Source organism: Pseudomonas pharyngis, from assembly GCF_021602345.1.
GTDB classification, from domain to species: domain Bacteria; phylum Pseudomonadota; class Gammaproteobacteria; order Pseudomonadales; family Pseudomonadaceae; genus Aquipseudomonas; species Aquipseudomonas pharyngis.
Map to the genome: position 1 here is coordinate 625696 of NZ_BQID01000003.1, position 12230 is coordinate 637925.

Below are 12230 nucleotides of genomic sequence, written 5' to 3' on the forward strand. Positions count from 1 at the left end.
CTGACATGAGACGTCTCGACATTTTGCTGAGGGGCCGCAGCCAGGCCTTGACCGACCTGGCGCAGGAGCTCGAACAACACGGTCATTCATTGCTGACGGAGATTGCACCGTCGGTGGATCTGGTGATCGATGACGGCAGTCTTGCGCCGCAGGATTACGGCACGACAGCGCAGCTGAACTTGCGCCTGGGCATTGGTGCAACGGGGATCGGCGGACTGCCGGTGCTCGATCTGCTATGCCTCTGCAACACGACACTGCTGAGCCGCGTGCCCATCGCCGACGAACCGTCCGGCAACGGTCAGGCCTTGCGCCAGCGAACACTGGCGCAGGTGGTGGACGAAGTGGCGCTGCTGGTCAGCCGTTTCTCCCGCGACGCCGAGTATTTCCAGCACGCGACAGCGGCCCGTGCGCCGGACTTCGAACAGGTGGAAAACCTGCTGTTTCTCGACGGCCTGGCCTACGTCCATCGCCTGAATGTCACGGCCAATCCGGCCTTGCTGCAACAGGCGCAGATCCCGGTGATCGAGCGGCTGCAGCAGAGTCTGATCGAGCACGCGGAGCGCCCGGCGCTGCACCTCGCCGAGCAGTCGATCAGCTACCGCCAGTTGCATGCTCACAGCCGAGCGATCCAGCAACGCTTGCTGGCCATGCTGGAGACACAACCGCAACCCTGGGTCGTGGGGATTTGCCTGCCGAAATGCGATGCGCTGTTTGCTACGATCCTGGCGATTCTCGGCAGCGGTGCGGTGTACCTGCCGCTGGAGCCGAGCCATCCACTTCAGCGCCAGCAGTACATTCTGGAAAACGCCGGGGCGGTGCTGTTGCTGCACGACGGCGAACACCCGCTGAGCGGTTCGATGCCGGGACTGGATGTCTGCCGCATCGACTGCACCGCCGCCGATCTGTCGCAACCGTTGATGCTTCGCCGGCCCGAGCTCGATGCGCCGTGCATGGCGCTCTATACCTCGGGCACCACCGGGCATCCGAAGGGTGTGCTGCTGAGTCAGGCAAATCTCGCCCACTTCACCGCGTGGTACGCCGATTACGTGCAATTGCACACCGAGAGCCGAGTGCTGCAGTTCTCTTCGCTGAGTTTTGACTCGTCGCTGATCGATATCTTCCCGACCCTGCTCGAAGGCGCGGAACTGGTGGTGCCCGACGACAACCAGCGCCGCGATCCGCTGCAACTGGTGGCGCTGATCCGACGCCGACAACTGACCCATGCGTTCCTGCCGCCGGCGCTGTTGAGCATCCTGCCGCTGGAGCAACTGCAAAGTGTCGGGCAGATCATGACCGGCGGTGATGTCTGCGAGCCGTTCGTGATCGAGCAACTGACCCGCCAGGGCAAGCTGCACAACCTCTACGGTCCCACCGAAGCCACGGTGCTGATCACCGCGCGGCAACTGCAACCGGGCGACAGCAATCGCACCCTCGGCGGACCGATTGCCAACAGTCGGGTGTTGATACTCGATGACGACCTGCAACCGGTGCCGGAGCAAACGGTGGGCGAACTGTTCATCGTCGGCCCCGGCGTGTGCCTGGGTTACTTGAACAATCCACAGCAGACCGCCGAGCGCTATCTGGACCTGGAGTTGCCGGATGGTCAGCGTCTGCGCGCCTACCGCAGCGGCGACATGGCCAAGTGGGGCGAGGACGGCATCGAGCTATGCGGACGTCGCGACAATCAGGTGAAGATCCGTGGCTTCCGGGTCGAGCCGGAAGAGATCGAACGCTGCCTGCGCGAGAGTCAGCTGTATCGGCAGATCGCCGTGGTGATCGACAGCCAGCGGCGGATTCTCGCGTTCCTCGCCCAGCCGCAATCAGATGCCGCCCGCGATGCGCTGAAGGTACACGCCCAGCAGTTTTTGCCCGACTACATGCAACCGGTGGCGTGGACGGAACTGCCGAACATGCCGTTCGCCGCCAACGGCAAAGTCGACCGAAAAGCCTTGCTGGAATTGCCGGTCAGCGTGCAGGACAGCGGCCCGAAATGCCTGCCGGCCAACGCCGACGAAGCGCTGCTGCTGGAGATCTGGGGCGAGTTGCTGGAGCTGCCGACCAGCGATATTTCCACCGACGAAAGCTTCTTCAATCTCGGCGGTCACTCGATTCTGCTGTCACGCATGCTCCTGCGTCTGCGGGAGGAATTCGGTCGCAGCATCTCGATCAACCGCTTCATCGAACTGCCGACCATCACCAAGCTCGCCACGCTGGTGCGCGGCACCGACAACAGCGCGGTGCTCAGCGCCCAGGCGATGGCCGACGCCGAGCGAGCGCTGGAAATCGAGCCGTTGCCGATCAGCCGCATGGGCGATGTGCACAAGGTGATCGTCACCGGCGCCAACAGTTTTGTCGGTGTGCACATCGTCGAGGCGCTGCTGGGATGGGGCGCCAGCGAGGTGGCGTGTCTGGTGCGCGACGGCGGCGGGCAAACCGCGGCGCAGCGCTTTGCCCAAGCGCTGCGAGAGAACCGGCTGGAGCATCTGGACCTGAGTCGGGTGCGGGTCTATTCGGCGGACATCACCCGGCCGCAACTGGGCCTGGCCAATGAGGATTTCGAGCGACTGGATCGTGAGTTCGGCGCGCTGGTGCACAACGCGGCCAACGTCAATCACGTCCTCGACTACGAGTCGCTGGCGGCGGACAACGTCGAGCCGATTTTCGAACTGCTGCGGCTGTGTGAAGGACGCAGCAAGAAGGTGTTCAACTTCGTCTCGACGCTGTCGGCCTCCAGCACCGTCGACGACGCGGGCCGGGTGCTGGAATTGCCCGCCGCACCGACGCCGCCGATCTACATCCGCAACGGCTACAACCTGTCGAAATGGGTCGGTGAGCGCATCCTCGAACGGGCCCGGGAGCGTGGGGTGCGGGTCAATCTGTATCGGCCCGGCAACATCAGTTTCAACAGCCTCAGCGGCGTCTGCCAACCGCACAAGAACCGTTTGATGCTGATGCTCAAGGGCTCGATCCAGCTCGGCCAGGTACCGGCCTTCGCGCTGAATTTCGACCTGATGCCGGTGGACTTCCTCGCCCGCTTCATCGCCTTCCACACCAGTCGTTATTCGCCGGAACGAGCGGTGTTCAACCTGCATAACCCGGAGCCCTTGAGCTGGGATGCCTACGTCGCGTCGTTCCGCGAAACCGGCAGCGAGTTTTCGCTGGTCAGCGTCGCCGACTGGCAACAGCAACTGGGCCGGGTCGATGCCGACAACGCGCTGTTCGGCGTACTCGGTTTCTACCTCAACGGCTTCGAGGAAGACATCGGCGACATCTCCCTGATCGGCCACGCCAACGCCCAGGCCGGCGTGCAGCAGATGGGCGCGCACTACCCGGAAAAATCCCCGGCGCTGCTGCGTCGCGGCTGCGACTACCTGAAAGAAATCAACTTCATCTGACTCATCAACCAAGGAGCAACACCATGAGCAATCTGCAACCCGACACCCTGATCAAGAATCCTCACGGCTGCCACGTCGTTTCTTCGGTGGAAGTACCGGTGGACGCCAAACAGGTGTGGGCAGTGGTCGGCAAATTCGACGGCTTCGACCGTTTCATTCCGGCGCTGTCGCACATTGAAATGACCGGCGAAGGCGTGTCTTCGCTGCGCAAGAAGTTCTTCAAGGATGGCAACGTGGTGGTCGAGCAACTCAATTCCCGGGACGACCAGGCGCTGAGCATGACCTGGACCACGATCTACAACACGCTGGGCGTGGCCAATCTGTGGGCAGCGATGAATGTGGAATCGCTGGGCGCGGGCAAGTCGCGGGCGACCTGGACGATCATTGCCGAACCGGCCAGCGGTGGGCCCGAGGCACTGCCGGGGTTCAAGGACTTCGTGCAGGGCTTTGCCGATGATGCGATGGGCAATGTGCTGAAGCTGTTTGTGTAAGGTTTCAGTTCTGCGGTGATTGAGCCACCGCTATCGCTGGCAAGCCAGCTCCCACAGGTTCCCGGTCGGTCACAAATGTTGTGTGCGCCTGAAATCCTGTGGGAGCGGGCTTGCTCGCGATGAACGATAACGCGGTCTGACTTGGTGTCAGATCTTGAAGCTGTCGACCAGTTGTTTCAAACGGTTGGCCTGCTGCGACAACGCATCGCAATCCTTCAACGTTTCATTGAGGTTGGCCACGCTCTGCTGGTTCAGCAGGTTGATCTGGTTGACGTCGACGTTGAGGGTTTCCACCACGGCAGTCTGTTCCTCGGTAGCGGCGGCCACCGACTGGTTCATGCCGTCGATTTCGCCGATGCGCTGGGTCACGCTGACCAGTCGCAGACCGGCCTGGTTAGCCACTTCAACGGTCTCCTCGCTGGACGCCTGACTGGCGTTCATGGTGGTCACCGCTTCGCGGGAGCCGACCTGCAGCGAAGTGATCATCTTGTGGATCTCTTCCGCCGATTCCTGGGTGCGGTGAGCGAGGTTGCGCACTTCGTCCGCCACCACCGCAAAACCGCGTCCGGCTTCACCGGCCCGGGCCGCTTCGATAGCCGCGTTGAGCGCCAGCAGGTTGGTCTGCTGGGAGATGCCTTTGATCACATCGAGAATGTGGCCGATGTTATCGGTGCTGGCATTCAGGGTTTCGATCTGGGTGCACGACAGGCTGATCTTCTGCGACAGCTCGGTCATGGCCTGAATCGTCTGCTCGACCACCTGACGACCGTCATCGGCCTGCTCGCTCGCGCCGCTGGCGTGTTGCGAAGCATCGGCGGCGTTACGGGCGATTTCCTGGGTGGCGGCACCCAGCTGATTGATCGCCGCAGCCACGCTGTTGGTGCGCGCGCTTTGCTCGTCGGAGCCGATGATCGAGGCGTTGGACGATGCCATCACCCGTTGCGACAGGTCGTGTACGTGGCGAGTCGCCGACGACACTTCGGAAATCGAGGCGTGAATCCGCTCGACGAACTGGTTGAACGAACTGCCCAGTTCGCCGAACTCGTCCTTGCTTTCCACTACCAGGCGGCGTGTCAGGTCGCCTTCACCCTGGGCGATGTCCTGCATAGCGCGGCCCATGGTGATCAGCGGACGCATCAGCACGGTGATCAGCAGGCTCAGGAACACCGCAATCGCGCCGACAGCGACGAACATTGCGATCAGTGCCGAGGTGCGGAACTGGCTGAGTGCGGCGTAGGCTTTGTCGCGGTCGATCGACAGACCGATGTACCACTCGGCATTCGGCAGACCGGCGACCGGAGTGAACGACAGGATGCGTTCCTGGCCGTTGAGCACCACGTTCTGGTTGCCCTTCTCGATACGCACACCGGCGTTCGGGTAGATGTCCTTGAGGTTCTTCATCACCTGGTCTTTGTCCGGGCTGACGATCACCTGACCGTCACCGCTGACCAGGAACGCGTGGCCCAGGCCGCCGAAGTCCACCGAGTTGATGATCTTCACCAGGGTTTCCAGACTCAGGTCACCGCCGACTACGCCGAGCAGCTCGCCGTTCTTTTTCACCGGCATGGCGATGGTCACCACCAAACCGCCAACGGCGGCCATGTACGGCGGGGTCAGCATGGTCTGGTCAGCGGCCACGGCCTGCTTGTACCAGGGACGCTGACGCGGGTCGTAACCGTCCGGCATCTTCGCGTCAGGGCGCTGGGTGAACACGCCGTTGGCCTGGCCGACGTAGGTGAACTGGAAGTTCGAGGTGAAGGCCGGTTGATCGACCAGGCCCGGGAAGTCGGCGTTTTTGCCTTGATGGGCAACGTTCTGCGCGAGGTTTTCCAGTACCAGAATCCGCCCGCTCATCCAGTTCTGCACACTGCTGGCGGTCAGGTCACCGGCCTGCTGGACGGAAGACTGGAGGTTCTGGCGAATGGTGTTTCGCTGCAGATAGTCGTTGTACAACGTGAACAGCGCGAACGCCAGGACCACGACGCCCGAGGCGGCCAGCAGGATTTTATGGCTGAACTTGAGATTCATTTCATGGGACTTCTTATGCGAAAAGTGGGGATGCGTTCCGGATGCAACATTCCATGTACAGCGCAGGCAGCGTTCTGACGGCTGCTCTACTTTGGTGCACGCATGTCTCACCAGTCTGTCGGCACGCTTTGGAGAAAACTTAGGGTTTTGCAGGAAATGGATGGCATTTCTGCCAGATTCCCGCCGGACGGCGTATTAGAGCGGTCGCCTCTGCTTTTTTGATGAGCGTTTGCAGCGCCGGTTGCAAATTCTGTAACCCTTGATGACAATGCGACTAATTATCATTTGTGACGTTCGGGCTGTCGCGTTCATGTCCTCACCTGAGTTGGCTGTACAGGCGCTTTACACGAGTCATCACGGCTGGCTCAACGGCTGGCTGCGCGCTCGGCTGGGCAATGCTGCCGATGCGGCGGATCTGGCCCAGGACACCTTCGTTCGCCTGTTGCAGCGCACCGAGCGCCTGGAACTCAAGGCACCCCGCGCGTTTCTGCGCACGGTTGCCCGGGGATTGGTGATCGACCATTGGCGCCGTGAGGAAATTGAACGCGCCTATCTGGAAACCATCGCCCATATGCCTGAAGCCGAAACTCCGAGTGCCGAATCCCGTGCATTGGTGATCGAACTGCTCGAGGGCATCGCCCGCATGCTTGAAGGCTTGAAGCCAAAAGTGCGTCAGGCATTTCTGCTGGCTCAGTGCGAAGGTTTGACCCACAAACAGATTGCCGAGCAGATGGGGCTGTCCCTGCGCTCGGTAGAACGCTACGTCGCCGACGCCCTGTTCCACTGCTACATGTTGCGGTATGAAAGCTGATGCCGGTGGATAACCTCTCGCTTGGCCGACGCGCCGAGCCACCGCAGCAGGTCGTACGACAGGCCATTCACTGGCTCCTGCGTCTGCGCAATAACCATGGCAACCCGCGCCTGAATCGCCAGTGCGAACAATGGCGCGCCGAACACCATGATCACGAACTGGCTTGGCAGCGGGTGCAGTCTCTGCAAGCCGAACTGACCCACAATCTGCGCGCCGTGCCCGGTGCGCAGGTGGCGTTCAACACGCTGGAAAACAGTGCGCAGGGGTTGGGTCGACGTCAGGCCTTGAAGCTATTGTCCGGCGCGCTGCTGATGGGCTCGGCGGGATGGCTGGCCAGCGACACTTCCGTCTGGCAACAGTGGCGTGCCGACTATGCCACCGCCACGGGCGAACGCCGTGGCTTCCAGTTGCCGGACGGCACGCGGATCGAGCTCAACACCGCCAGCAGCGTGGATCTCGATTACACCGCACAGCAACGGCTGATCAAACTGACCCGTGGCGAAATCGTCGTCACCTGCGGCGGTGCCGATGAAGGTGCGCCGTTTGATCGACCGCTGTGGGTGCAGAGCCGTCATGGCAGCTACGAGCCGTTCAAGGCGCGATTCATTCTGCGCCAGGAAGATGGATGCACGCGCCTGAGCGTCACCAGTGGCCGGGTCGCAATTCACTCCGCAGGCAACTCGACGGAAGCAGTCGCCGGTCAGAGCTACTTGATCGATCACCATCAAATTCGCCCGGCGCCGCCCTTGGATATGGACGCCGGTGCCTGGGTCGACGGGCTGATCGTGACCCGCAACATGCGGCTGGGCGACTTCCTCGGCGAAGTCGGCCGGTATCGTCAGGGATTTCTGAGCTGTGCGTCGGATATTGCGGATTTGCGCCTGTCCGGCGTGTTCCGTCTTGAGGACACCGACAAGCTGCTGGCGATCCTGCCGCAGACCCTGCCGGTGCAATTGCGCTACCGCACCCGTTGGTGGGTGACGCTGGAGTCTGTGGCCTGAAAGTATTTTGGCGGGTTTTCGCGGCAAGTCCGGCTTAGTCAGTAAGCACTTCAACTCAGCCTTCGCGACTGCCTACGGAAACCTACAATGACTGCGCGCGTTACCTGTAAGAACCCTCTGAATTTCTCTGCCGAATCCGGCCTGTTGCGCCACGCCGTTCGGGCGGCGCTGTTTTCTACTGCACTGGGCGTTGGCGTGCTGCCGAGCCTGAGCATGGCGGCCAATGCCAGCGAGGTCAGCAGCCACCGCTACAACATCGCCCCCGGACCGCTGGGCGATGCGCTCAACCAGTTCGCGCGTGAGGCGGGCATCACGTTGTCGATGACGCCGCAGCAAACCCAGGGCCGGCAGTCTCCGGGTGTGCAGGGCGAGTATTCGGCCGATCAGGCCCTGAGCCATTTGCTCGGCGGCTCGGGCCTGGAGGCGATCAGCCAGGACGGCAGCAGCTATGTGTTGCGCTCGGTCGCAGAAACCGAAGCGCTGGCCCTGCCGACCACCGACATCAAAGGCTTCGCCCTCGGCAACGCACTGGGCAGCATGGACGGCTATAACGCGACGCACAGTCAGATCGCCACCAAGACCAGTACCGCGCTGCTGGAAACTTCGCAAAGCGTGTCCGTGGTCACCCGCGAGCAAATGGATGACCAGGGCTCGCAAACCGTGTCCCAGGCCATGCGTTATACCCCCGGCGTACTGACCAACCCTTACGGCGCCACGCACCGTTACGACTATGTGGCGATGCGCGGCTTCAACGACGGTTCGGTGGATAACATCTACCTCGACGGCCTCAAGTCGATGGGCGACAGCGGCACCTACAGCACGATGCAGGTCGATCCGTATTTCCTCGAGCGCGTCGATATTCTGAAGGGCCCGTCGTCGGTACTCTACGGCCGTAGCTCACCGGGCGGTCTGGTGGCGCTGACCAGCAAGAAGCCGCTGTACGAGGCCTATCACCAGGTACAAGCCACGGTGGGTACTCAGGGCCAACGTGGTGTCGGTTTTGACTTCAGCGGACCGGTCGATGACGACAAGCGCATCGCCTATCGTCTGATCGGTTTGACGGATCAGTCCGACACGCAATTCGACCACAACAAGGAAAAGCGCTTCGCCCTCGCACCGACCGTCAGCATCGACTTCAGCGAAGACACCTCACTGACTCTGCAAGCGTATCTGCAGCATGACCCGGACGGCGGCTATCACGGTGGCGTGCCGGCCGACGGCACGATTCATCAACGCAACGGTAATCGTATCTCGCCGCACTTCTTTGAAGGCGAGCCGGGCATCGATGGCTACTCCCGTGATCAGCAGTCGTTCGGTTACCAGTTCGAACACCGCTTCAACGACGTCTTCACCGCGCGGCAGAATTTCCGCTACCTCGACTCCAAAGTGAACATGGATCAGGTGTACGCCTATGGCTGGACGTCGCCGACCAGCAACGAACTGAATCGCTACTACACCGGCGGTAACGAGCGCCTCCATGCGTTCATCGTCGACAACATGCTCCAGGCCGAATTCTTCACCGGCGCGACCAAGCACACAGTGCTGATGGGTGCGGATTACCAGCGGCGCAAAACCGTGGTCGACTGGACCAGCGGCGGTCTAGCGCCGATCAACGCGTTCAACCCGGTGTACGGCAATTCCGCTATTACACCGTACGGCGAGACCAGCTATCTGCGGCGCCTGGAGCAGACCGGCGTTTACCTGCAAGACCTGATCGAGATGGACAAGTGGCGCTTCTCGCTGGGCCTGCGTCAGGACTGGGTGGAAACCTCCGACGAAAACCGCATCGCCGAAGCGGGCCGTCCGGTCGGCACCGAGATCAATGATCGACGCACCAAGCTCACCGGCCGTGCCGGCGCTCTATATCTGTTCGATAACGGCCTCGCGCCGTACGTCAGCTATTCCGAGTCGTTCAACCCGAATTCCTACGCGGACAGTGCCGGCAATCCTCTCGCACCGACCGATGGAACGCAGTGGGAAGTGGGCCTGAAGTACCAGCCGCCGGGTACCGACAACCTGTTCACCGCCTCCTTGTTCCACATCGATCAAGAGAACCTGGCGACCAAGCTGCCGCAGGAAAACTTCTATCGCGCTGTAGGCGCTGTCCGCTCTCAGGGGCTGGAACTGGAAGCGCACATGCAGTTGACCGATAACCTGAAAGTCCTCGGCAGCTACACCTTCACCGACATTGAATACTCGAAATCGATGACCAGTACCTTGAGCACACCGACCAATGTGATCGAGAACAAAGGCAATTCGCCAACCCAGGCACCGCGGCACATGGCATCGCTGTGGGCCGACTACAAGTTCGACAGCGCGGCACTCGATGGTCTGCGACTGGGCGGTGGTGTGCGTTATGTCGGCTATAGCTGGGCGGATGCAGAGAACACCATGAAGGTGCCGTCCTATACGTTGTTCGACGCATCGATTGGCTATGACCTCGGCAAGGTCGGCTTGAAAGGGGTCGACGTACGCCTGAATGCGAACAATCTGACCAACGAATCCTACGTGGCCTCCTGCGCCAGTCTGGATTTCTGCTACATGGGCGAAGAGCGCAACGTCGCCGCTACGGTCAGTTACCAGTTCTAAACCTTGGTCTTGTGCATAAAAAAGCCAGCCCCTGATTTCAGGGGCTGGCTTTGTCGTATCTGTAGGGGAATTTTCATGCGTTCGTTTCTGGTTTTATTGCACCGGTATATCGGGTTGGCAACGGCGGTTTTTCTGCTGCTGGCAGGGGTTACCGGGAGCATTCTGGCGTTCCACCATGAGCTGGATGAGTGGTTGAATCCGGAGTTTTACGCAGCTTCAGCCGAGGGGGCGAGACTACCGCCAGGTGAGCTCGTGGATGCGGTGCAATCGTTACATCCGAAGTTGCAGGTCTGGTACATGGAGTACCCGAACGAGGCAGGCCACACGGCATTACTGGCGGCGGTTCCGCGAAATGATCCGGCGACGGGCGAACCGTTCAAAGAACGCAATGAAGTGTTCTACCTCGACCCGGTCAGTGGCGAGCAGAAAGGTCAGCGCTATTGGGGCGAATGCTGTTTCCAGCGTGAGAACTTCGTTCCGTTCATTCTTGAGTTTCACTACAACCTGACACTGCCCGGTAACTGGGGTTTGCTGTTGATGGGGTTGGTGGCCATCGCCTGGGTAATCGATTGCTTCATCGCCCTCTGGCTGACGTTGCCGCGGGGTAAACCGTTCTGGAAGAAGTGGTCGAACGCCTGGAAGATCAAGGGCGGGCATGCCTATCGGCTCAACTTCGATCTGCATCGGGCAGGGGGCTTGTGGCTGTGGTTGTTGTTGCTACCGATAGCCGTCAGCAGCGTGGCGATGAACCTGCCGAGTCAGGTCTTCAAACCTGCAGTGTCGTTGTTTTCTCCGATTGAACCGAGCGTGTATGAGGCGCGAGGGCGGATGCCTGCCGAAGAGCTGGGGATCACCCGATTGAGTTATCAACAGGCATACGAAAGGGCACAGCAGGAGGGGAAAAGGTTGGGGCTGACAGCGGCGATCGGCGAGTTGTATTACAGCTTTGAGTACAACTTCTACGGTGCGGGGTTTGGACAGCATGACACCGAGGCCCACGGCAAATCCTGGTTGTTCTTCCACGGTACTGACGGACGATTATTAGGGCAGGAGATCGCAGGAGAAGGGACGTTGGGAGAGCGGTTTTATCGGTTGCAGTTGCCGATACATGGGGGGCGGATCATAGGTTTCACCGGGCAAGTGATGATCGCAGTATTGGGTGTTCTGATTGCGGGGTTGTCGGGGACTGGCGTCTACATCTGGTGGCGCAAATGGCAGGCTCGTCGGAGCAGCAAGGCACGCAGAGCGGTTTGAAGACAGGTTTTTGGTGTCCCCTGAAACGACAAAACCCCTGTCTGCTTTAGCAGACAGGGGTTTCGGAATTCAATCTTGACGATGACCTACTCTCACATGGGGAAACCCCACACTACCATCGGCGATGCATCGTTTCACTTCTGAGTTCGGGATGGGATCAGGTGGTTCCAACGCTCTATGGTCGTCAAGAAATTCTGTGACCAGCCCGTTACCGCAGTAACGTTCCGGCAAAAATCGGTGACTTCTACTAAAACAAAACCCCAACTGCTTTCGCAATTGGGGTTTCGGAATTTAATCTTGACGATGACCTACTCTCACATGGGGAAACCCCACACTACCATCGGCGATGCATCGTTTCACTTCTGAGTTCGGGATGGGATCAGGTGGTTCCAACGCTCTATGGTCGTCAAGAAATTCGGGTACTGACTCGTGACCAGATGGCCTCGCTTCAGCAAATTGGGTATGTGACAGCTGTCGGTGTTTTGTGAGCGTCGAACTTTCGGTTCATTGCGTCTTCACACACCGCAATCTGGTCTCTTTCGAGTCTACAGATTGCTTGGGTGTTATATGGTCAAGCCTCACGGGCAATTAGTATTGGTTAGCTCAACGCCTCACAGCGCTTACACACCCAACCTATCAACGTCGTAGTCTTCGACGGCCC

At 60.3% G+C, this 12230-nt stretch carries 7 protein-coding genes and 3 rRNA genes; 6 read left to right on the forward strand and 4 right to left on the reverse strand.

From position 1 onward, the window contains the following. Window positions 1–5 precede the first annotated feature (5 nt). Together L6D74_RS09645 and L6D74_RS09650 are read left to right on the forward strand one after the other, a co-directional pair. The gene (locus tag L6D74_RS09645; RefSeq protein WP_236188869.1) at window positions 6–3395 is read left to right on the forward strand and encodes a non-ribosomal peptide synthetase; all 3390 of its coding nucleotides are present in this window, start codon (window positions 6–8) and stop codon (window positions 3393–3395) included. 23 nt (window positions 3396–3418) lie between these two features. Then, entirely contained in the window at window positions 3419–3886 is a 468-nt protein-coding gene (locus L6D74_RS09650; protein WP_085748542.1) for an SRPBCC family protein, read from the forward strand. 147 nt (window positions 3887–4033) lie between these two features. Here L6D74_RS09650 and L6D74_RS09655 read toward each other — a convergent pair whose 3' ends face one another. Further along, window positions 4034–5914 carry a methyl-accepting chemotaxis protein gene (locus L6D74_RS09655; RefSeq protein WP_064592567.1) on the reverse strand — a complete coding sequence of 627 codons (1881 nt, stop codon included), beginning with the start codon at window positions 5912–5914 and terminating at the stop codon, window positions 4034–4036. A 310-nt stretch (window positions 5915–6224) separates the two neighbouring features. Between L6D74_RS09655 and L6D74_RS09660 the strand changes: the two genes are divergently transcribed. The 4 genes from L6D74_RS09660 (at window position 6225) to L6D74_RS09675 (ending at window position 11569) form a co-directional block, all read left to right on the forward strand. Beyond that, the gene (locus L6D74_RS09660) at window positions 6225–6725 is read left to right on the forward strand and encodes a sigma-70 family RNA polymerase sigma factor (RefSeq protein WP_236188871.1); all 501 of its coding nucleotides are present in this window, start codon (window positions 6225–6227) and stop codon (window positions 6723–6725) included. Beyond that, a complete protein-coding gene (locus L6D74_RS09665) occupies window positions 6725–7726 on the forward strand; it encodes a FecR domain-containing protein (protein ID WP_236188872.1) in 1002 nt (333 codons plus the stop codon). The genes L6D74_RS09660 and L6D74_RS09665 overlap by 1 nt, the downstream gene beginning before the upstream one ends. A gap of 87 nt (window positions 7727–7813) precedes the next feature. Beyond that, window positions 7814–10315, forward strand: coding sequence for a TonB-dependent siderophore receptor (locus L6D74_RS09670; RefSeq protein WP_064592562.1), 2502 nt, complete (start codon window positions 7814–7816; stop codon window positions 10313–10315). Window positions 10316–10390: 75 nt separating this feature from the next. After that, window positions 10391–11569 carry a PepSY-associated TM helix domain-containing protein gene (locus L6D74_RS09675; RefSeq protein ID WP_236188873.1) on the forward strand — a complete coding sequence of 393 codons (1179 nt, stop codon included), beginning with the start codon at window positions 10391–10393 and terminating at the stop codon, window positions 11567–11569. A gap of 73 nt (window positions 11570–11642) precedes the next feature. Here the strand turns inward: L6D74_RS09675 and rrf (L6D74_RS09680) are convergent. The 3 genes from rrf (L6D74_RS09680) to L6D74_RS09690 all read right to left on the reverse strand — a co-directional run. After that, window positions 11643–11758: ribosomal RNA gene (gene rrf, locus L6D74_RS09680) — 5S ribosomal RNA — on the reverse strand. 106 nt (window positions 11759–11864) lie between these two features. Continuing rightward, window positions 11865–11980, reverse strand: a 5S ribosomal RNA gene (rrf, locus tag L6D74_RS09685). A gap of 156 nt (window positions 11981–12136) precedes the next feature. Then, window positions 12137–12230 (reverse strand): 23S ribosomal RNA (locus L6D74_RS09690); the annotation flags it as partial.